Source organism: Rhodococcus sp. T2V (genome assembly GCF_029269925.1).
Taxonomy (GTDB): Bacteria; Actinomycetota; Actinomycetes; order Mycobacteriales; family Mycobacteriaceae; genus Rhodococcus_F; species Rhodococcus_F koreensis.
In genome coordinates, this window is the sequence record NZ_JARJBD010000036.1 from 53,280 (window position 1) to 72,804 (window position 19,525).

The window sequence follows — 19,525 nt, forward strand, 5'->3', positions numbered from 1 at the left end:
GATGAGGAGGGCGGTGGCGTATGCGGCCGTCATTTCGCACCGACTTGTGCACAACTCGGAAACTGGCCGCGCGCAAAAGATTGGTTTCTTTTGGTTTCGGAAGGACTGGGTGGGACTGTGGTCCCACCTTCACGGGACTGTGGTCCCACCTTTCCGGACCACAGTCCCACCTTTCTCCACCCGAATGGTGGGACTGTGGTCCCACCTGTGGATGAATTGCTAACAGGCTGTGGAAGATCGGAAAGGTGGGACTGCGCTCCCACCTTTCGGAGGTGGTTCCACAGCACTTGTGAGGTACGGGATCCGGAACGTCGTCGCCCGACCCCGGTACGCGAAGACAGGTGACCCGTCGTCCTTGAACGCGATCGGCACCCGAGGATCAACCCCATACGTGGCGAGCTTCCGGATCGACTTCCGCAACCCTTCCTCGGAGATCCCGATACGCCCGGATAGTTCGGCAGCGGTGCGCCAGCAAGTTCGATCGTCGGCGTCCGCCCACTCAGCGAGCGCGACGAGCACGAGACGCTCAGTCGGGCCCATCCACTTCGGGGCGGTGTCGAAGACTTCCTTGACGAGCTGCCAGGCCACATCACTCGGCCTCGCTCTCTGGTGGCTCCTCGCCGAGCGCCGGCTGAATCGCGGTCACGGTCGCGGTGGGCGTGTCCTCATCGGCCTCGCGCCCGGCGAACACACCGCCCCCATACCGGAGCAGCCACGCCCCATCCACTGGCGCCGACTGGTCGAGGTATACGTCGGTGTTCGGCTTGTCCGGGTCGTCGTGATCCCAGGCCACCGCCGGGGCTGCCGCACCGACCCACTGGTTACCGATCTGCGCCCGGTGGATCTGGTTGGAGTGCGTACGGAAGAGGTGCAGCTGTTCCTTCCGCCGGTTCGCGATCTTCAGCAGCGGTTCGATGCTGGCTGGATTCCAGGTGGTGCGTTGAGTGTTCTCTCGCTCAACGCCGTCCCCATCGCGTGGTGTCGGGAGCGGATCGCCGTCGATGATGCGACGCAGCCGCGACATCGGGAAGTCCTTGGCGTCGTGCACCTCGAACTGGAACTCGGCGCCATGGTCGAAGAGGGTGGCGGCCTCGACGACGATTAGCGTGTTCCCATCGATGCGAACATCGACTGCATGTCTCTTGTCGCCCTTCGCGAGCTTCTTCAACGCGTCGGCGAGGATCCGGCAGTTCGCCGCCGGCCACAGTGAGACCTGTAGGTCACCGGCGCACACGGTCCATGTGTGTCCCATGACGGCACCGGTGGTGGATGTGCCGGCGAGGAGAGTCGTCTCGTCGGGGTCCTCGCCCCAGTTCCCTCGGGTGGTTCGGAGGTGGATGCCCCGCCAGCTGTCGGCGGTATCGAGGAGGTCGGTGAGGAGTTCGACGAGGGCCTTGGTGGAAATCGTGATGCTCAAGCGACTGTCCCTTCGGGGCGAGTGACGTGCAGCGAGTGGGTGTCGATGGATCCGTCGTCGGCGAACAACACCCAGCCGTGCCAGGTGTAGACCGGCGCCTTCGAGGGCTCCTGGTGCGGCGACAGGATCCAGCCGAACTCGCGGGCCTTCACCGGGTTCGCATGCACCGAGTCGTCACCGCCGGTATGGCAGTGAAGGCACAGCATCAGGTAGTTCGACGGGCGCTCGCGGTCCGCTGCGCTGCGACGCAACCGGTGGTGAAGCTGCAGATCAGTGGCGACCTGGCAGCGCTCACACCGGCCGCCCGCACGGGCGACAGCAATTGGAGCCGCGGACTTCAAGGCGGCGGCCGCCGCCTCCTTACGAGGCGAGCGGCCGCTGCGCTTCATCCAGGAACGGCGCATCGGTTTGCGTTTCAACGATGTGCGACGAAGCGTCATGCGGCGCCCCCCGCAGCCTCAGCCGCTGCCTGGAGTGCGCGCCCACGGTTGGCGACGAGATCACCGAGAACGGTCGGGTTCCCGTCGCCGTCGAGTGTCGGCGCGCCGAGCATCAACTCGCGGTCGAGCTCGACATACAGCTCACGGAGCGTGGCGGGGGTCTGATCGTCGGCGAGCGCGCGGTCCCGGTACTCGGCAACAGTCGGCCGGCGTTCCCCATCAGCGAGCCACTCGCCGACCAACTCGGCGAGTTCCGCCCCTGGCCGGTCGATCACCTCGCGGGCGAGGAGCGGAAACCTGGTCTTGCTCACGGTGAGTGCGTTCCGCTCGTCGAGGTCGCCGACGATGTCGAAGTCGTGCTCGACACCGTCCCGCTGAATCGGCTTCAACGCGACGCGGCGTACCTCTTTCCGGCCGTGCTCGTTCACTTCGATGACATGCTCGACCTTCGAGCGAAGCGTGACGATCACGTGACCGGGGAACGTGAGGAGCGCCTCGATCATCCGGCGTTCCTCGGGACGAACCTCTTTCCAGCCGGAGTTGTACGGGCCGGACCGTCCGCGGCGGTCGACCTGCTCGAGCATCCCGTCAGCGCCCTCCCAGTAGCTCGACCAGGTGTCGAGAACAAGGGCGTCGTATTCGCGGCCGGAGGCGGTCCCGAGGATCTCGACGAGCGAGTTCGGGGAGAACGTCGACGCCTTCAGCGTGTCGAATTCCCACCCGTTCGTACCGGCATACCAAGACGCGGAACCATGCTGGGTGTCGACGACCGCGACACGTGAGCCGAGGCTGTGTGCAAGGGCAAGCGCTGTGTATGTCTTCCCGGATCCGGGGGGACCGCACAGCAATATCCGGGCGTGGCCTGCGGCGCGGGTGGCTGGGGTGAACTCGACGATCATGGTCGGGCCCCCGATCCGTGGATCCGGGTGCTCTCCGGCAGGTAGTCGGCCACAATCTCGTCGGTCAGCAAGATCCAGGTATCGATGACCGGGATCGGTGTCCACCAGTGCATTTCGCCGTCGTGTCCGGCGTAAACAACGTTGCAGTCGATGAACCGCGGCGGTCGCGAGTCGGTCCGGTGACGGACCAGTTGCACGCCGGAGGGGCGGATCGGAGGTTCGGCCTGTCCAGTGAGGGTGTCGGGCAGCGACCACGCCCCGCCCAGTGGTGAAGCTTTGGAGGAATCGTTCATGTCACAGCCCCTGTTCTGCGTAGAAATCGGAGAGCTTCACCGGCGACCAGTAGCGGTCGAACTTCTCCCGGTTGGTGTCGCTGATACGGTCGAGTGGGTCGCCCGGGCACTCGGCCTGTGCGACACCGCCAGTAACCGTGATGCGGGCGCACCCGGCCTTGTACGAACCGTCGCGGGTTTCGCTGCCGGCCACCTTGATCCACGTCGACAGGCCGGTCATTCGCTCGGTAATCGTTGCCTCCCCGACCACCCGCGGCAGTGTGCGAGCCAGTTCCTTGCCGAGGTCAGAGCGAGTATCCGGAACCCACGCGCCTGTTCTTCGGTGGAACTTCCAGCCCGGATGGATCGCGTCTGCCACGCGGCGTGCGTAGGTGGTGTCATCTCCGTCGAGTGGGAAGTAGCCGCGCACCACGGCGCCCGCGCCGTAGAAGGCGGCCAGCTGGCGGTCCTGGTCGTCCATCGGATGCTCAGCCGCCCAGGCGTCGCATCGCGAGTTGAAGGACAACCAGTCGTCCCGCTGTTTCGCCAGCGCTGCGACGAGCTCAGGGTCGGTGCTGCGGTAGACGTGTGTCGGCCTCATTCGCCGCCACCGATCGCGACGAGCTCGCGGATGTCGAGGATCCCGAGTCGCCACAGCTCGGGGATCAACGTCGGTGCGGTCTTCGCGTCTGGTCGAACCTGGAGGACGGAGTCCTTCGTCACGAAGTCGACACCGTCCGGGATCGGGCCATCGCCACGGCCGGCGAGGGTGATCGCGTCGTTCGCCCAACCCGGGGCGGCGACCCGCACTTCCTGCACCAGGTGCGGGGCGTGCTTCCGCAGCACCTCGGCGACCTTCTCTTCGTCGCCGAAGCGGAACTCGGTGACGGTGTTGTCGCCCATGTGCTCGACAACCCACGTGTCGAACGCCTTCTGGTCGACGACCTTCAGTTCCGGATCCGGGTCGGTGCGGGTAACGGAACCGAGCTTGATGCTCTCGCCGTTGAGTTGCACTCGGGCGGTGACCCGGTCCCCGGGCTCCATCACATGGAACTGGGATGCCCGCCGAGTATCGGTTGCGTCCTTGATGTGCTTCTGCAGCACACCAAGTGCGATCAGTTCGACGGTGGTGTTGTGCTCGCTCATACAGTTTCGCTTTCTAGTGAGGTGACCAGCACGGATTCGGGATGAAGCCCGCCGTACACGTGCCGCCACTGGTTGTGGATGTCCTGTTGGAAGCAGTCGATGCGCACCCGGCTTCCCTCGCGGGTGACGCGGACCTTGTTGTGTCCGTCGATGTGTTCGCTCACGAGGCCACCGCCCGATCCCGCTCGACGGTTCGGGAGGTGACGCCGACGATGTCGGCTATCTCCTCGGCCGTAAGGCCGCGCGCTGTCAACTCGGCGACCCGCTCGACCCGCTCAGCCCGTGCAGACGCAGCTGTCCAGGCTGCCCGGACAGGCTCCGTGGCAGGGTCGTCGATCGTGTCCTCGTCCCACTCCAGAGGCAGAGCCCACCCCTTCGTCGCCGCATACTGACGGGCGTAGTCAGACGACCCGGGCTGAAGCTGCAGCGCCGAGAACAACTCCGCGATACGCCGAGCCCGCGCTGCGGTGATCAGCTTCTGGTCCTCACGGATCAGGCGGTACACGTCCGTTTCCCACCCGGTGAGTCGCGCGGCAAGGAACTGGACGGTGTACCCCGCAGCCACCAGCGCCCGCATACGACGGATGGAACCGACCGCGGGAATCTGCGCCCCATCCGCACAGACCGACCACGGAATCTGTGGCAACGGGATCGACATCAGCTTGTCGGCGGTCTCACGTGTCACGCGCTTCACTGGACGGTCTGGGCGACCACTGCACAGCCGTGCCACGACATTCCTACCGACACCGGACAGTTCGATCATCCGCCGCTTCCCGACGCCAGCCTCGCGCAGAGCGAGGACGTGCTCCCGCACAGGCTGCGCGTCGACATACGCTTCCCACCGCCCGTACGCGATCAGCTTGCGGCGATACGACTCGTAGTGGGTGATGCACAGACCCTTGCAACGAACGGGATTCGTGCACCCCTGGTGCGTGCACGTCATCGGTTCACCTCATGACCCTGACCCGGCTGCATCGGGTGGGCGATGAGGTGCGCGACCTCGACACCACCATCAGGCAGAGCAACCTCAAGCTTCGCTGTGGCGCAGCCACGCCGGGCACCAGCCTCATGCAGGACCGGCGCCACCTCGCACCACACACTGAAGCCGTCGAGTTGGCCGGCATCGTTGATCGCGTCGAGGAGGTCGGACAGGATCTCGTCGGGGGCGCTCACGACTTCGCCTCCTGGTCCAGCGCGGCGATGAGCGCTTTCCATTCGATCGGCTCAGCCAGGCGAATCACGTAGCCCTCAGCGTTCTCCCGGTCACGGTCCTTCTTCAGCGGCGTGAACTTCTTGTGCGCCTCCTCAGCTGTCGCGATGTCCGATGCGAGGCCGCGGATTCCCTCGAATCGGCCCTGTGGATCGAACATCACCCACGCCGGACGCGGCCCGCGCGGCTTCGCGGTCACCGGCCGATTCCGCATGCCGGCGTACTTCGCGTCGACCTGCGCCTTGTACTCGGCGAGCGTCATTTGGTTCCTCATGGCCACACCGCCCAGCCGATGAAGGTGATCATGAACGCGAGGACCGATCCCCACAGCCACGGGCTGGTGAGTGCGTCTTCCAGCCAATCCCAGAAGGTGTAGATCAGCGGCTCATCGAGGTCGTCGTGTGCCTGGTTGGCGGTGTCGATCGGGTCCGACTTCAACAGCCACTCCCGGACCGGGGCGTCGGCGGCGACAGCCTCGCGTGAGGCCATCATGTTCAGCAGCATCTGCTGCTCCGACAGTTCATGCTCGGCGAAAGAGGTCATCGCAGACCCTCCGCACCGGCTGCGACGTCATCGAACGGGTAGTGGAGACCTTCGCGCTCGCACCACTGCCTGAGCCCGTAGTCGTGCTTCGGTCGTTCGCCGCCGTTGAGTGCGTCGGTGTACTGCTGCTGCTGGTAGTCCCACGAGTCCTGTGCGGACTTGAGTTTCTTCGCCAGCTCTTCGTCGGTCCGATCATGCGTGATCTGGGTCCCGTTGATGGTGAAACCGGCAGCCTTCGCGGCGTTTACGAACTGCCCGTACGCGACGAGCATGTCGCCGTTCTCCTGGAACCGGTCGATGAATACGGTTGAGACCTCGTGCGGGGCGATCTCGTAGTCATGCAGGTCGCTGACCTGCTCTGGGCGACTCATGCCGACACCAGGTCGATGGCGTCGTTGGCGGCCTGGTCGAACTCGGCATCGGACACCGCGGCCCCGGGCTGCTGCAGCCAAGTTGCGCGGAGGTCTCGAAGAACCTGATCGTGGATCGGTGTCGACATGAAATGTGCGGTCAGGTCGTCGGCGCCGACGACGAACCTCTGAGTGGCGACGCCGCGGGCGGCCTGCGCCCGACTGATCTCCTCAGCGCGATCGGCACTGACCATGCCAACACCGACGACGAACACCTGATCAAATGAAACGGACATACGAATCCCCATTCGTGACAGAAGGTTTGAAGACTTGGACCGGTGGCGGCGGGGTAACACCCACTCGCCGCCACCGGAGAACACGGGACTACGAGGACCAGCGGGACTCGCCTGGTCGCCTCGTGTGCGACTTCTCGTAGGCGGCCACGGCCGAGGCCGGTATCCGCACGGTTCGGCCAACACGCATCGATGCGATCTCGCCGGACTTCGCGATCTGCTGGGCTTTGCGGATCGACACTTCCCACCGCTCCGCGAGCTGGCGCGGAGTGAAGTACCGCTTCTGCTTCTCGGTGTCGCTCATTCGGACTCACCGATACTCACCCGAGAGTCCGCGGCAACAAACTCGGCAAGGAACGCATCCTGGACTTCGGAGTAGCGGTCGACCAGGACCCGGGCCCGTTCTGTGTGCGGAACGTTGGCGAGCACGGCATCGGTGTCGTCCCAATTCAGGTCAGCCACGGGCGGCCTCCTCTCCGACGTAGAGAACTCGTGCGAGGCCGATCCGCGAAGACGGGACGAGACCACTCATGTAGTCGCTGTCGCCATGGACGAGCACCTGCCACAAGCGGTCAGCGCCGGCCACATACGACGGGACGGGACGCGCCCAGCAGCGGCTGAAGCCGCCGTCGCCCTTGAGGTAGCTCCCGGTCGCCTCGATCAGGCAGCTATAGGGCAGGGCGTCGAGTTCCGCTGCACCCTCCGGCGTCGCACCGGACAGCAACCGGTACGCCCGTGACTCGTTGCCGGCATTAGCCGCGGAGGATGCCTCAACACCCTCCGCGACTTGCCCGTCTCCTACTGTTGGGCTGCTACGTCCATCAACAGAAGGAGAAGTTTCATGGGACGCAACATCCCCGACAGCCTCCCCATCGCCAGCTACCTCGAGGAGTACCGCGGAACCACTGCGGAAGTCACCGCCATCTCGCGCCTTGAGGAGGCTCTCCAGCAAGTCACCAAGCGCATGATCGCCCTCGAAGCCGAGGTCGCTGAGCTTCGCCAGGCGAAGCAGGTCAACTAGCTCCGCCCGTACCAGAGACCTGGCGTCGTCGCGCGTCAGCAGACTCGCTTCCCACTCAGCGCGGCGACGCTCGGTCTCGGCGACCTTCTCCTCCAGACCCTCCGACCACCCGGGCTGCGTGGCAGCGGATGCGCCGAGAGGATTCCGGGAGAGGGGGCGGATCACCTTCCCCTGCTCCTCGAGTGATGCCAACACCTCATCGGTGTGAATGTCATCGTGGGTGAGGGGCGTCGCCTCGTCCCGCATCGGTACGTCGACGACGGGCGCAGTGTCGTCGGCAGCTTCATCGGCTGCGCGGTGCATCTCCTCATGTGCGTCGATGTCCTGACGCAACTCGTATTCGTCCTCGGCGGTCTCTGGGTTGGAACCGGCGATTCCGAAATCGCAACTCTCGCAGCTGTAGAGGATCATGCTGCACCGCCTTCGATCAACCGCAATGGACGCTTGAAGTTGCGCTCTTCGAACTTGATCGGCATAGATCGGAGCAGCCGGACCTTCGCTCCGTAGTGTTCGAGCAGGTTCGCCCGGTCCACAGCGCATGACCTCGACAGGTAGTACTTCCGGACGGCCGGCCACACGAAGCGCTCGGTCTTGAACCGATCGATGTACTCGTCGTCCGGCTCCCAGCCGCGCGGCGCCCAGTCGGAACGAAGGTTGCCAACGAGACCGAACGGGGAATCAAGGCCGTGCAATGCGTCCGCTGGGTACTCGACGTCGAGCTTCCAGATGTAGTCCTTGCTCACGCCGCATCACCGACGTTCCAACGCGGAACCATCCGCGAGATCGCGTTCGCGCCGACAGCTGTCACCTTCAACGTGTGCATGACCTCGCCGCGGAAACGGGGTGCATCGTGGTTCTCGACGCGCTGGAAGTACGCCTTCTTGTCGGAGTACTCCGAGTACCGGGTCTGCGGAACCTTGCACTGACGCTTCTGAGACCACCGCGTCGAGTGCTCTGCGTAGATCCATTTCCGAGCCACAAGTTCGGCGCGAAGCCAGGACTCCTGAACATCGAGAGTGGACGCAACAGTCCGGACCGACAGCAAATCATTCTCAGTAACGAACACGTCGACGTAGTTCGCCTTCGGCTCAAGCGCTGCTATCTGCGCGTCCTTCTCCTTGAGCGTGCTCGCCGCCTCGAGAAGGGCACGGGCCATCAGTTCGGGACCAGTGAGCGCAGGCGCTGCGGCCTCCGCTTCACGTGTACGGATGGCGAAGTACGCCTGTGCCGCTGCGATTGCGGGCTTCCGTGGGTCGCCGTTCATGACGGTGAGGTACGCGCCGAACCGGGACAGTTCGTAGTCCTCGCGGGACTGCGATCCAAGGTTGCCGGCGTCGACAACCTTGGCGACCTGCACAAATTCACGAGCAGGGTCTGCACCGGAGTTGGCCGCAGCGACCTTGGCCCTCTCGATTGCGGCAGCGAAATTGCGCCAGGTCTCGTACTCGGTCTGCTGCGCCAGCCTGCGGGCTGACCAGAACTCTGATCCGTCTGGTCGGATCCGGCGGCCGTCATCGAACGATGGCGATGCTGCCGTAGTCTGAATCTCAGACATTGGTTCTCCTATCTTTGTCGTGGCCCTCAGCTGGTGGAGCAGCTGGGGGCTTTCTTATGCCGGGACCTTGTTGCCATTGCTGTGCACCGCACTTGTAACCACAGTGCCGACTTCGATCTCGTGAGCCTCGAAGAGGTCCTCCCACGGAACGTCGAGGCGAGCTGCGATGGCGATCGCGAACTCCTCGCTGATGCTTCTCATCTCGCCGCGTTCGATCAGCGATATCGACTGCTGACTCCGGTGAACGAGATAAGCCAATTGGTCCTGGCTGTAGTGGCGCTGCTTGCGCCACCGGCGAATCTTCGCCGGGTCCTTGACCTTCATCCAGAATTCCTTCCGCCGTCGTGGTGGTCGGCTGCGCTTCATGTTGCCCTCCTCTGGTCGGAATTACAAGTGCAGTACACAGCGATTGATATCCACTTGTCAATCCCACAAGTGAGTTTTTGCAGGAGGTATCTGCAATGATGTGCTGACCACTTGTGACGAAATATGTGCGCTGAACTGGCACAAGAGACAACCATCAGGGGACTGTCATCGCCGTGAACGAGACCGAAACCCTACGAGGCCTGATCGGCCTGGCGCGGCGTGAACGCGGAACCTCAGTCCGCCAACTTGCCATCCAGGCCAAGAACGCCGGCTTCAAGATCGTGGGGACGACGCTCAACGCCATTGAGAACGGCACCTACAAATCGGAGCCGTCCGAAGACACCATCCGAGCGATCGGATGGCTCGCAGGCGTGGGTGAAGCGGTCGCGTTCGCAGCCGCAGGTCGTCGCGTCCCGGGTCCGCCGTTCGCAGAGGAGCTCCCGCCAGGCGTTGACGACCTCGGTCCCGCTGAACGAAAAGCGGCGATTGAGATGCTGAGGACTCTCGTCGCCCTACGCCAGGAGGTTGACAATGCACAAGTCCAGGAACCGCGGACGCAAGAGGGCAGCTCGAAACAGCGCAGCGCAGGCAGCGGCGAGGAAGGCCCAGGAGCCGCCATGAAGCCCGGGGCGAAACCCCGGCATTTGAATGCAGCACCTCCGGCGATGCCGACCGCGGAGCAGGAGGCGGAGTTGGCTCGTGTGCGCGAGGAATTTAAGGACACCGTCAATCCGTCTGAGTGGACTTTGAATGAGCAAGGTCGTGTGGTTGATCGGCATGGCATGCCGCCATTCGACGAAGCCGACCTGATCGCAGCGCATAGGACGACCGACGACTTGGCTGGCATGTACCCAGCGGCGGTGACGCCTGAAGACGAATCTCAGGGTGAAGCGCCGGATGGTGGGGCGTGATCAAGCGCGATTGAATTTGGGTGCAGGTGTTCGCGCTGTTGGCAAGCGTCAGACGTGTGAGATATTCGAGGATCCGATTTTGGCTGATTGCTGGTAATTAGCCACTACTACTGGCAGAGTGCCGTGGTGCCCCGCTACCACCCATGGCGACAACTGCGAAACATGTTCCCGCACGTCACAATTACGACGCGGCAACCGCTCGCAGGCGACCTCAAAGGGGCATGGACCCGCCACGGTATCCACCTCCACGAGGGCCTCAACCAGGCCGGGCGCCGCAGCACGCTCACACACGAGCTGATCCACCGCGAACGAGGCACCGTCTGCACAGGCGATGCGAGTGACCGAGAAGAACGAATCGTCGACGAGATCGCCGCACGCCGCCTGATCCCACTCGACGAACTACTAGACGTGCTGCTCTGGACTGAGTCGAGGGTCGGGATCGAAGCCGCGGAAGAGCTGTGGAGCAATGCCCACATGCTCGGCGTGCGGGTCCAGACACTCACCGATGACGAGCGCGCGTACATGGCAAAAGAGTTGCAGCGGAGACAACCATGGTGAGCGGCTCGATTCAGCGAATATCAGGCTGGACATGTCGAAGCGTCGGCATAACGGTCGGCCTTGTTGCTGGCCTTCTGATCGCCGCTGGCTGCTGGGTGATTCTCGGCGTCGTTGGCCTCAGGCTCGCCGTCGGTGGCGCCTGGGCGCCAGAGCTGGAGGTACAGGATCACGGGGTGCGACGAGATGGCTGACGGCGACCCCCAGTCAGAACAGTCTGGATCACTCGTTGGGATGGCCGGCACCGTCGTGGGGACGATGGCCGGGGCGGCAGTTGGCGCCGGGATCGCCCTCGCCTTCGTGGTTGGAGCTGTCCTTCGAAACTCACCCACATGGAGCGGTGGATCAACTCCTTCCGATAGGCGCTGATTCAAAAACCTGGGACTGCGGTGACGGCTCCGTCCCGTGATGAAACAATCCCTACCGAGATCCGATGTGACCTGAGAGACTAAATTACATCGGCTGGATTCAATAGAAAGGAGGTGTATGTGCAATGTCGTTCCCAGTCGAGTTGGTCTCAATTCTCACCGGCGCCACAACTCGGCAGCTTTCCAATTGGCGAAAGCCCCCGACCCCGTTGGTTGCCCCTGAGATCGCCGTACGGCCCCGCGTGCTGTATTCATTCCGGGACATTGTCGCCCTGCGCACGCTGGTCAAGTTGAGGTCTGAAGTGCCGCTTCAACGTATTCGCCGCGCGTTCCAATCGCTGCAGGAAATGGACCTGACAGACCACCCGTCTCGCTACACCCTCGTGACTGATGGCTCGTCAGTCTTCCTCGTTGAAGGCAATGAGGCAACCGACCTTGTTGTCGCGCCGGGGCAGCGAGTGATCGTGTCCCTGGACGACGTATTCAAGCCTTTTACGAACTGGAAAGGCGAAGACGTCGTCGACTTCCTCCATCCGAGGCCGCGGCTTGAGGTCCGCGAAACACGCATGGGCGGCTGGCCAACCATCCGCGGAACCCGCGTGCCGTATGACACCATCGCGAATCTCGTGCGTGGCGGCGACATCCCCGCAGAGGCGGTGGGCGAATACTTCCCAACGGTCGCACCGATTGACGTTGGTGACGCTGTCAGCTTTGACGAACAGGTCAGCCAGGTTGGCGGCGGGGAGGGGCGCACCGCGTGAAATTCTTCCTCGACGAAAACATGAATCAGGGAATGATGGGGCACCTCACGTCCATCTTCCGCGCTCACGAATTTGTTGGCGTGCGTGAGCTTGGTTCGAAGGGCATGGAAGACGTCGACCTCTTCAAGCACGTCGCCGATGAGGAGTGCGACGTCTTTGTTACCGGCGATCTAGCGCAGCTGAAACGCCCTCTCGAACGGCAGGCTTGCAAAGCCGCAGGCCTACACTGGATCGGGGTCCATCAGGTTCACGCGTCTGGCTACCACGTGGTCGCAGGACCTGCCTCAACGCTCGTGCACGCGCTGCCATTCATCATTGATCGTCTGACGAAAGATGAAGCACCGCAGTACTTCCAGCTCAAGAAATCAGAACGCAATAACACCCAGGTGTTCCACCACCACGGGGACCTTTAGGCCTTTAACAGAACCCCCGCGCTCATAGATGGTGAGCGCGGGGGCGAGGCGAAACCAGTGGCAGTTTCAACGAGGAGGGTACCAGTGTTGGATCGCCGACGACCTGCCAATACCTCGCGCATGACGGCGCGCTGATGGGGCATGTGCAGACCCGTGAGCGAGGCGGGAAGAAGCGGTACGTCGCTCGCTATGTAGGTCTCGACGGCAACGAGCACACGAAGACGTTCGACAAGAAGGGGGATGCTGCCGACTGGCTGAACGAGAAGGAAAGCCGGGTTCGCACGGGGGAGTGGATCGACCCGAAGCGGGCGAAGATCACCGTCCGCGAGTGGTGCGAGGAGTGGTATTCGGGTCGAACCGGCATCGCCCCAGCAACACTCCTGCAGTATCGGACCGTTCTCGATCTCGATGTGCTGCCGGCGTTCGGTGACATGCCACTGCGCGCCTTGACGCCATCCCAGCTTCGAACGTGGGTGGCGCAGCTGACTGGCACCCGTCCGTGGGCACCGGACCTGGGGCCGATGGCGTCGTCGACGGCGACGACCAGGCGGATGATCTTCGGATCGATCCTGAAATCGGCGTTCGAGGAAGGGCTGTTGCCACGGTCGCCGATGATCGGGGTGCGGCCACCGCAGCGTGACGTCGAGATCGAGCCTGTCGACCCGGATCTGCTGCCGACACCCGGTGAGATCTGGGCGCTGTATGAAGCCGCCCCGGCGGTGCTTAGCGAGGCGATCATTGTCGCCGCGGGTTCCGGTCTACGTCAGGGCGAGCTGCTCGGCCTACGCTCCCGCAATGCCCGCATCCTCCGCCGGGAACTCGAGGTGGTCGAGCAGGTCCGCACTGATGGGCCGGGGGAACCGGTGTACGTCCCGCCGAAGACACCGCGAGCGCGTCGACGGATTCCCGTTGGCGACGAGGTGTGCCTTGCGTTCGCGCGACACCTCGAGCAGTGGCCGGCCGAGTCCGATCAGGCGGTGTTCCGGACGAAGGCGGGACGGAGGTGGCGGCGAACCACCTTCGCCGCGGCGTGGGGAGGCGCGAAGGAGAAGGCGGGTATCCGTGACTCGCTCCGGTGGCACGAGCTGCGCCACTTCTACGCCTCGACGCTGATCTCTGGTGGCGCGTCAGTGCGTGAGGTGATGGACAGAATGGGGCACGCTAGTGCAGAGGAAACGATCCGTCGGTACTCCCGGCTTTGGCCGGACCGTGAGGAGACGACCCGCACGATCGTGGACGCCGCGTTGAGGTCCGGCATACCCGGTAGGGGTACTGCCCAGGGTGTAGGTTCCGTCGAGTGACGGGACCGCGACGGGACCGGCCCGAGTCGATAACTCTGTCACCAGGTAGGCTCCGGCGGATCGGTGTGTGTCCGGCTTACACGCCAACTCGTCCGCCTCGTCTTTGCGTCTGCGGGATCCGCCGCGTGCGGCTGGAGACCGGGTCACGGCCCTGACTGGCGAGTAACAAACAGACCGGTTAGTGTTTTTCCCGCAGCGGCCCGACTGACCCGAATCGGGGTCGATGCCGGGGCCCGTCGTCCACGTCCGTGGGCGATGGGGCCCCTCGCCGACGGTGCCGGGAACGGTAAATGTTACTCACGATAGCGGTAACATCTGCTCATGGACTTGCCTCACGACATCGCCGGTTCCGGCCCCACCCTGGTCCTCGTGCACGGGGTGGTGCATCGCAGGCAGGCCTGGAACGTCCTCCTCGACCAACTGACCCCCTATCGCCGGGTGGTCACCGTCGACCTTCCCGGGCACGGCGAATCGGCGGCACTCGAAGACGGCGCGGACACGATGGACCAACTGGTCGAGGAATTGAGCGGGTTCGTCCGCTCGGTGACGCCTGCCGGGGAGCGGCCGCACGTCGCCGGGAACTCGCTCGGCGGCTGGCTCTCGCTCGCCCTCGCCGCCCGCGGCGAGGTCGCCTCGGCCACGGCACTCTCACCGGCCGGCTTCTTCGTCAATCACACCGATCAGGCCCGCACCATCTACACGTTCCGCGCTCTGCGCGGAGTCACCCGGGCGCTGGGCCCGAACACTCCGAAGGCGTTGCGATACAAAGCCGTCCGCTATCCGACACTCGCCGCCTTCTTCGCGCGGCCCAGTCGGGTGCGTTACGAGGACGCCGTGATCGACGCGCAGTCGCTGGCCACGAACGCCCTGGTCGACAAGGGGTTGGCGGCCTCCTTCGATCTCCCGCCGGTCGTCGACGCGACGGTACCGGTCACCGTGGCGTGGGGGCGGCGGGACCTGATTCTGCCCGTCTACCAAGCGCGACGGGTGCGCAGAGTGTTCCCGCAGGCGCGGATTCTGATCCTGCCCGGCATCGGGCACGTCCCGATGACCGACGACCCGAACCTGATCAGCACGATCCTGCTCGGCGGCAGCGCCGCGAGTTCCAGCGACTCCCCGAACTGACCGCGCTACCGCGCCTCGGTGACAAATCGGCAGCTACCGCGCCTCGGTGTCAAATCGGCAGCTACCGCGCCTCGGTGTCAAATCGGCAGCTACCGCGCCTCGGCCACGACGACGGCGCCGAATCCGAAGAGGACGGTTCCCGTGATCCGGTCGAGGGCTTTTCGCACCGACGGCTTCTCCAGCGTGGTGCGTGCGCGGGTCAGCAGGATGCTGTACGCGCCGAGCCAGACGATCCCGAGCAGCCCGTGCACCAGCACCAGCAGGGCCAGGCTCGGGGCGGTCGGCCAGCCGGGCGGGACGAGCTGGGGGAGCAGACCGGTGTAGAACACCGCGATCTTGGGGTTCAGGAGGTTGGTCAGGAATCCGGCCCGCCAACTCGACCCCGAAGACGGAACCGGCGCCGGCGCGGACCGGGCGGCGTGGGGGCGCGTTCGGCTGCGCCAGAGGGTGGAGACCCCCAGATACACCAGGTACATCCCGCCGACGATCTTCACGACGGTGTACGCCTCCGCGGAGGCGGCGAACACGGCGCCGAGCCCGACGACGGTCAGCGCGCCCCACACCATCAACCCGGCGACGACGCCGAACGTCGCCCGCAGCGCGGCGCTGCGCCCGCCGGACAGTCCGGCGCGGGTCACCACCGCCATGTCCGGACCCGGAATCACGGTCAGAAGCCCGAGGACCGCGAACGCCGTCACCACCACACCGATCATCGGCCCAGTATGTCGGGTGTGGTCAGCGCAGTGAAATCCACACCTGGGACTTGCCGAGCACGGTGTGCCCGTCGAACGTGACTGTCAGGTCGATCCTCGCGGTGCCCGCGGATTCGTCGACCTCCGCCGCCTTCGCGACGACCTCGACCACCGCGCCCCGGTCCGGGTCCACGATCACCGGCTTGGTGAAGCGCGCGCGGTACCCGGTGACCAGTGCCGGATCGCCGAGCCAGTCGACGACGCACTGCGTCGCCAGTCCGAGCGTGAGCATGCCGTGGGCCAGCACACCGGGCAGGCCCACTGCGTCCGCGATGTCGTCCCGGTAATGAATGGAGTTGAAGTCACCGGAGGCTCCGGCGTAGCGGACCAGGGATTCCCGGGTCACGTGATACCGGGCCTTGGCGACGGTGTCGCCGAGCAGGATTCGTCGCGGGGAGGTCATTCCTCCCCCCTGACGAACAGTGTCGACGTCATCGTGCTCACGTGATCGCCTGTGGCGTCACGGATCTCGATGTCGGCGACAAGCAGGGTGTGCGGGCCGCGCGAGGTCACGTGCGTCACGGTGAGCACGGCGGAGAGTTCGTCGCCCGCGACGACGGGGCGGTGGGACGTGGCGTGCTCGGTGCTGTGCACCAGATTGACCGGCTCGATCCCCGACGTCGGATCGGCGACCAGTTGCGCGAGTGCGCGTTCCTGCACGATGACGGGAAACGTGGGCGGGGCAACGAGATCGGCGTGACCGGCGGCGCGGGCACTGTCGACGTCGAACGACGTCGGGTTGGTGGCGAAGACGGCGCGGGCGAATTCCCTGATCTTCTCGCGGCCGACGAGGTAGGGCTCGGTCGGTGGGTAGACACGACCCTCGATCTCCGGATTCACTCCCATCACGTCAGCCTAGAGACGTGAGGTCCGCTGGGCAGGGCGAAGCGTGACGAATGTGTTGCGGGCGTGCGTGCCCTGATGCGACGAAACCCCCGCCGGATGTGTCCGGCGAGGGTTTCGGGGTATCGACCGATCGACAACCGTCAGACGGGATCGACCATCAGCAGTTGGGCCCAGTAGGTGGCGCCTTCGGCACCGAGGTAGGGAAGTAGCTGATCAAAAATGATCGTCGACATGCTCGCTCCATTCTCTGTTCGGGCACTGCGCACGGGAAGAACGAGCCATCGGCACCGCACTGACCGGCGCCGGAGACCGTATCACCGGACAGGACTCCGAGGGTAACAGTCTGAGCGTGATCCACAACCCCACACGTCCCACCGGTGCCACACTGAGGGCATGACTGACGAAGATCACCTCTGGTACTACAACGTCGAGGACGGCACCGTCACGCAGGGGAAGGCGGCGTCGTCGATGACGCGGATGGGCCCGTATCCCGACCGCGCGTCGGCGGAGAAGGCGCTGCAGATCGCCGCGGAGCGGAACAAGGCGGCGGACCGGGCCGACGAGGAGTGGAACAACTAGCGTCACGGGAAGGATGTGCGCGAGGTGCCGATGAGTCGTTTCGTTGCGCGCGGAATCGATTTCGGCACCGTGCGCACCGAATTCCACCTGCCGGACGGGTATCCGCCCGCCGCGGTCGCGCAGGCGCGGACGGCGTCCGACCGGTTCGCGTCCGGACGGCAGGACCGCACCGATCTGGCGTTCGTCACCATCGATCCGCCCGATTCGATGGATCTCGATCAGGCGTTGCACCTCGAGCGGACAGCCGACGGGTTCGTCCTGCACTACGCGATCGCGGACGTCGGCGCCGTCGTGGAGCCGGGTGGGGTGCTCGACGTGGAGACCCGCAAACGCGGGCAGACGTTCTACCTCCCCGACGGCAAGGTGCCGCTGCATCCCCAGGAACTCTCGGAGGGATCGGCGAGCCTTCTGCCGGGAAAGGACCGCCCGGCGGTGGTGTGGCGGATCGAACTCGACGAGTCGGCCGAGCCGCTGTCGTGCACCGTGTCCCGGGCCATGGTGCGGTCCGTGGCCCGACTCGACTACGCCGGCGTGCAGGCCGATGCGGAGTCGGGGCGACTGCATCCGTCGATTGCGTCGCTGCCCGAGTTCGGCCGGCTCCGCACGGCGGCGGCGGTGGCGCGCGGAGCCATCGAACTCCGGCTCCCCGAGCAGGAGGTGGTGCCGGACGGCGACAGCTGGCGCGTCGACCTCGCGCCCCGCACCGAGGCCGACGACTGGAACGCCGAGGTCTCACTGCTGACCGGAATGTGTGCGGCAGCCATGATGCTCGACGCGAAGATAGGATTGCTCCGCACTCTGCCGACTGCCGGGCCGGACGCGGTCGGGGCGCTGCGGCGCACAGCGGCGGCACTGGGGGTCGACTGGCCCGAGAGCGTCGGTGTCGGCGCACTGCTGGCGCGGTTGGACCCGAATTCGGCGTCGACGCTGGTGCTGATGACCGAGGCGCCGTCGCTGCTGCGGGGCGCCGACTACGCGGCGTTCGACGGCACCCTGCCGGAACTGACGGCGCACGCCGCCATCGGCGCCCCCTACGCGCACGTGACCGCGCCGCTGCGCCGGCTCTCGGACCGGTACTCCACGGAGGTGTGCCTGGCCGTGTCCGCCGGAACGCCGGTGCCGTCCTGGGCGCGGGACGCCCTCGGATCGATGCCCGAGATCATGGGCGGCTCGGATTCCCTCGCGAGCAAGATCGACCGGGCCTGCATCGACCTCACGGAGGCGACCGTGCTCGCCGACCGGGTCGGGGAGACGTTCGACGCGACCGTGCTGCGGTCACGGAACGGCAAACGCACCGCGGACGTGTTCGTCCCGTCGGTATCCGTGATGGCCAAATGTGTCGGGGACCCCGCCGAGGGCGAGCAGGTGAAGATCAGACTCGTCTCCGCCGACGTCGCGAAGCGGACCGTCGAATTCGGTTATCCCGCATAGCGGGTCAGGTGCGGAACCGGTCCGTCGCCTCGACCAGGTGGTGGACGATGCCTGGTTCCATCGCGGAGTGCCCCGCGTCGTCGACGATCTCGAGCCGGGAACTTGGCCACGCCCGGTGCAGCGCCCACGCGCTGGCCGCCGGGCACACCACGTCGTAGCGGCCCTGCACGATCACGCCCGGAATGCCGTCCAGCGCGGCGGCGTCCCGCAGCAGCTGGCCCTCGTCCAGGAAACCGCGGTTCTGGAAGTAGTGGTTCTCGATGCGGGCGAAGGCCAGCGCGAACCTCGGCTGGGACGTCTCCACCACCCGTTCCGGTTTGGGGAGCAGTGAACTCGTCGCGCCCTCCCACGTGGACCACGCGACCGCAGCCCGCGTCGCGACGTCGGTGTCGGCGTCGTGCAGGAGCCGGTGATAGGCCGCGACGAGATCGCCACCCCGCTCCGGCTCCGGCACCGGCGCCAGGAACTCGTCCCACAATTCGGGGAACAGGTGTCCGGCACCGCCGTTGTAGTACCAGTCGATCTCGCTGCGGCGGAGCAGGAAGATGCCGCGCAGCACCAGTTCGGTGACCCGGCGGGGGTGCTGCTGGGCATAGGCGAGTGCCAGCGTGGAGCCCCACGACCCGCCGAAGACCTGCCACCGGTCGATGCCGAGACGCTCACGCAGCATCTCGATGTCGCCGAGGAGACGGCCGGTGGTGTTGACCGACAGATCGGCCCCGTCGGCGACGTGGGGTGTGGAACGCCCGCACCCGCGCTGGTCGAGCAGCACGATGCGGTACTCCCGCGGGTCGAAGAACTGGCGTTGCGCGGGGTCGGTGCCGCCGCCGGGTCCGCCGTGGAGGAACACGACCGGCTTCCCGTCGGGGTTGCCGCTCTGCTCCCAGTACATCTGCTGGCCGTCGCCGACGTCGAGGTGCCCGAACTGGTACGGCTCGAGCGGGGGGTACAGGGTGCGCAACTGGCTCACG

General features: G+C 65.4%; 32 protein-coding genes. 8 read left to right on the forward strand and 24 right to left on the reverse strand.

What is annotated here, in order from left to right:
- Positions 1–219: 219 nt before the first annotated feature.
- The 20 genes from P3H15_RS55790 to P3H15_RS27525 form a co-directional block, all read right to left on the reverse strand.
- Complete coding sequence (locus P3H15_RS55790) at positions 220–540, reverse strand: helix-turn-helix domain-containing protein (RefSeq protein WP_369426200.1); 321 nt, start codon at positions 538–540, stop codon at positions 220–222.
- Between the two features lie 49 nt (positions 541–589).
- Complete coding sequence (locus tag P3H15_RS27435; RefSeq protein ID WP_276140124.1) at positions 590–1,417, reverse strand: cell division protein FtsK; 828 nt, start codon at positions 1,415–1,417, stop codon at positions 590–592.
- Positions 1,414–1,857: a hypothetical protein gene (locus P3H15_RS27440; RefSeq protein WP_276140125.1), complete on the reverse strand. Its 444-nt coding sequence runs from the start codon at positions 1,855–1,857 to the stop codon at positions 1,414–1,416. Before P3H15_RS27440 ends, P3H15_RS27435 begins: the two co-directional genes overlap by 4 nt.
- Positions 1,854–2,756 (reverse strand): ATP-binding protein, encoded by a 903-nt coding sequence (locus tag P3H15_RS27445; protein WP_276140126.1) that lies wholly within the window; start codon positions 2,754–2,756, stop codon positions 1,854–1,856. Before P3H15_RS27445 ends, P3H15_RS27440 begins: the two co-directional genes overlap by 4 nt.
- Entirely contained in the window at positions 2,753–3,049 is a 297-nt protein-coding gene (locus tag P3H15_RS27450; RefSeq protein ID WP_276140127.1) for a hypothetical protein, read from the reverse strand. The genes P3H15_RS27445 and P3H15_RS27450 overlap by 4 nt, the downstream gene beginning before the upstream one ends.
- A 1-nt stretch (position 3,050) precedes the next feature.
- Positions 3,051–3,629, reverse strand: a complete 579-nt coding sequence (locus P3H15_RS27455; RefSeq protein ID WP_276140128.1) for a hypothetical protein — start codon at positions 3,627–3,629, stop codon at positions 3,051–3,053.
- Positions 3,626–4,174 carry a hypothetical protein gene (locus tag P3H15_RS27460; RefSeq protein WP_276140129.1) on the reverse strand — a complete coding sequence of 183 codons (549 nt, stop codon included), beginning with the start codon at positions 4,172–4,174 and terminating at the stop codon, positions 3,626–3,628. Before P3H15_RS27460 ends, P3H15_RS27455 begins: the two co-directional genes overlap by 4 nt.
- Positions 4,171–4,338 carry a hypothetical protein gene (locus P3H15_RS27465; RefSeq protein ID WP_276140130.1) on the reverse strand — a complete coding sequence of 56 codons (168 nt, stop codon included), beginning with the start codon at positions 4,336–4,338 and terminating at the stop codon, positions 4,171–4,173. The genes P3H15_RS27460 and P3H15_RS27465 overlap by 4 nt, the downstream gene beginning before the upstream one ends.
- A complete protein-coding gene (locus P3H15_RS27470; RefSeq protein ID WP_276140131.1) occupies positions 4,335–5,117 on the reverse strand; it encodes a hypothetical protein in 783 nt (260 codons plus the stop codon). Before P3H15_RS27470 ends, P3H15_RS27465 begins: the two co-directional genes overlap by 4 nt.
- Positions 5,114–5,347 (reverse strand): hypothetical protein, encoded by a 234-nt coding sequence (locus P3H15_RS27475; RefSeq protein ID WP_276140132.1) that lies wholly within the window; start codon positions 5,345–5,347, stop codon positions 5,114–5,116. The genes P3H15_RS27470 and P3H15_RS27475 overlap by 4 nt, the downstream gene beginning before the upstream one ends.
- Positions 5,344–5,646, reverse strand: coding sequence for a hypothetical protein (locus P3H15_RS27480; RefSeq protein ID WP_276140133.1), 303 nt, complete (start codon positions 5,644–5,646; stop codon positions 5,344–5,346). Before P3H15_RS27480 ends, P3H15_RS27475 begins: the two co-directional genes overlap by 4 nt.
- Before the next feature lie 8 nt (positions 5,647–5,654).
- The gene (locus P3H15_RS27485) at positions 5,655–5,927 is read right to left on the reverse strand and encodes a hypothetical protein (protein ID WP_276140134.1); all 273 of its coding nucleotides are present in this window, start codon (positions 5,925–5,927) and stop codon (positions 5,655–5,657) included.
- Positions 5,924–6,298: a hypothetical protein gene (locus P3H15_RS27490; RefSeq protein WP_276140135.1), complete on the reverse strand. Its 375-nt coding sequence runs from the start codon at positions 6,296–6,298 to the stop codon at positions 5,924–5,926. The genes P3H15_RS27485 and P3H15_RS27490 overlap by 4 nt, the downstream gene beginning before the upstream one ends.
- Positions 6,295–6,573 (reverse strand): hypothetical protein, encoded by a 279-nt coding sequence (locus P3H15_RS27495; RefSeq protein WP_276140136.1) that lies wholly within the window; start codon positions 6,571–6,573, stop codon positions 6,295–6,297. Before P3H15_RS27495 ends, P3H15_RS27490 begins: the two co-directional genes overlap by 4 nt.
- Before the next feature lie 88 nt (positions 6,574–6,661).
- Complete coding sequence (locus P3H15_RS27500) at positions 6,662–6,874, reverse strand: helix-turn-helix domain-containing protein (RefSeq protein ID WP_276140137.1); 213 nt, start codon at positions 6,872–6,874, stop codon at positions 6,662–6,664.
- Complete coding sequence (locus P3H15_RS27505; RefSeq protein WP_276140138.1) at positions 6,871–7,032, reverse strand: hypothetical protein; 162 nt, start codon at positions 7,030–7,032, stop codon at positions 6,871–6,873. Before P3H15_RS27505 ends, P3H15_RS27500 begins: the two co-directional genes overlap by 4 nt.
- Positions 7,025–8,002, reverse strand: coding sequence for a hypothetical protein (locus P3H15_RS27510; RefSeq protein ID WP_276140139.1), 978 nt, complete (start codon positions 8,000–8,002; stop codon positions 7,025–7,027). Before P3H15_RS27510 ends, P3H15_RS27505 begins: the two co-directional genes overlap by 8 nt.
- Positions 7,999–8,334 carry a hypothetical protein gene (locus P3H15_RS27515; RefSeq protein WP_276140140.1) on the reverse strand — a complete coding sequence of 112 codons (336 nt, stop codon included), beginning with the start codon at positions 8,332–8,334 and terminating at the stop codon, positions 7,999–8,001. The genes P3H15_RS27510 and P3H15_RS27515 overlap by 4 nt, the downstream gene beginning before the upstream one ends.
- Entirely contained in the window at positions 8,331–9,146 is an 816-nt protein-coding gene (locus P3H15_RS27520; protein WP_276140141.1) for a phage antirepressor KilAC domain-containing protein, read from the reverse strand. Before P3H15_RS27520 ends, P3H15_RS27515 begins: the two co-directional genes overlap by 4 nt.
- A 54-nt stretch (positions 9,147–9,200) precedes the next feature.
- Positions 9,201–9,512, reverse strand: coding sequence for a helix-turn-helix transcriptional regulator (locus P3H15_RS27525; protein WP_276140142.1), 312 nt, complete (start codon positions 9,510–9,512; stop codon positions 9,201–9,203).
- Positions 9,513–9,685: 173 nt separating this feature from the next.
- On the opposite strand from P3H15_RS27525, the gene P3H15_RS27530 reads away from it, so the two are divergent.
- From P3H15_RS27530 to P3H15_RS27555, 6 genes are all read left to right on the forward strand, one after another.
- Positions 9,686–10,423: a hypothetical protein gene (locus P3H15_RS27530; RefSeq protein ID WP_276140143.1), complete on the forward strand. Its 738-nt coding sequence runs from the start codon at positions 9,686–9,688 to the stop codon at positions 10,421–10,423.
- Positions 10,424–10,510: 87 nt separating this feature from the next.
- Complete coding sequence (locus P3H15_RS27535) at positions 10,511–10,981, forward strand: ImmA/IrrE family metallo-endopeptidase (protein WP_276140144.1); 471 nt, start codon at positions 10,511–10,513, stop codon at positions 10,979–10,981.
- A gap of 490 nt (positions 10,982–11,471) precedes the next feature.
- Positions 11,472–12,107 carry a DUF433 domain-containing protein gene (locus P3H15_RS27540; protein WP_276140145.1) on the forward strand — a complete coding sequence of 212 codons (636 nt, stop codon included), beginning with the start codon at positions 11,472–11,474 and terminating at the stop codon, positions 12,105–12,107.
- The gene (locus P3H15_RS27545) at positions 12,104–12,520 is read left to right on the forward strand and encodes a hypothetical protein (protein WP_276140146.1); all 417 of its coding nucleotides are present in this window, start codon (positions 12,104–12,106) and stop codon (positions 12,518–12,520) included. The genes P3H15_RS27540 and P3H15_RS27545 overlap by 4 nt, the downstream gene beginning before the upstream one ends.
- 134 nt (positions 12,521–12,654) lie before the next feature.
- Positions 12,655–13,821 carry a site-specific integrase gene (locus tag P3H15_RS27550; protein ID WP_276140147.1) on the forward strand — a complete coding sequence of 389 codons (1,167 nt, stop codon included), beginning with the start codon at positions 12,655–12,657 and terminating at the stop codon, positions 13,819–13,821.
- Between the two features lie 321 nt (positions 13,822–14,142).
- Complete coding sequence (locus P3H15_RS27555; protein ID WP_276140148.1) at positions 14,143–14,946, forward strand: alpha/beta fold hydrolase; 804 nt, start codon at positions 14,143–14,145, stop codon at positions 14,944–14,946.
- An 89-nt stretch (positions 14,947–15,035) separates the two neighbouring features.
- On the opposite strand, the gene P3H15_RS27560 is transcribed toward P3H15_RS27555, so the two are convergent.
- From P3H15_RS27560 to P3H15_RS27570, 3 genes are read right to left on the reverse strand one after another with little or no spacing between them, the layout of a single operon-like run.
- Positions 15,036–15,659 carry a LysE family translocator gene (locus P3H15_RS27560; RefSeq protein ID WP_276140149.1) on the reverse strand — a complete coding sequence of 208 codons (624 nt, stop codon included), beginning with the start codon at positions 15,657–15,659 and terminating at the stop codon, positions 15,036–15,038.
- 22 nt (positions 15,660–15,681) lie between these two features.
- Complete coding sequence (locus tag P3H15_RS27565; RefSeq protein WP_276140150.1) at positions 15,682–16,101, reverse strand: MaoC/PaaZ C-terminal domain-containing protein; 420 nt, start codon at positions 16,099–16,101, stop codon at positions 15,682–15,684.
- The gene (locus P3H15_RS27570) at positions 16,098–16,544 is read right to left on the reverse strand and encodes a MaoC family dehydratase N-terminal domain-containing protein (RefSeq protein ID WP_276140151.1); all 447 of its coding nucleotides are present in this window, start codon (positions 16,542–16,544) and stop codon (positions 16,098–16,100) included. Before P3H15_RS27570 ends, P3H15_RS27565 begins: the two co-directional genes overlap by 4 nt.
- 393 nt (positions 16,545–16,937) lie before the next feature.
- On the opposite strand from P3H15_RS27570, the gene P3H15_RS27575 reads away from it, so the two are divergent.
- Both P3H15_RS27575 and P3H15_RS27580 read left to right on the forward strand, forming a co-directional pair.
- Positions 16,938–17,123, forward strand: coding sequence for a hypothetical protein (locus P3H15_RS27575; protein WP_072945514.1), 186 nt, complete (start codon positions 16,938–16,940; stop codon positions 17,121–17,123).
- 30 nt (positions 17,124–17,153) lie between these two features.
- A complete protein-coding gene (locus P3H15_RS27580; RefSeq protein ID WP_276140152.1) occupies positions 17,154–18,554 on the forward strand; it encodes an RNB domain-containing ribonuclease in 1,401 nt (466 codons plus the stop codon).
- A gap of 4 nt (positions 18,555–18,558) precedes the next feature.
- On the opposite strand, the gene pip is transcribed toward P3H15_RS27580, so the two are convergent.
- Positions 18,559–19,524 (reverse strand): prolyl aminopeptidase, encoded by a 966-nt coding sequence (pip, locus tag P3H15_RS27585; RefSeq protein WP_276140153.1) that lies wholly within the window; start codon positions 19,522–19,524, stop codon positions 18,559–18,561.
- Position 19,525 lies beyond the last annotated feature (1 nt).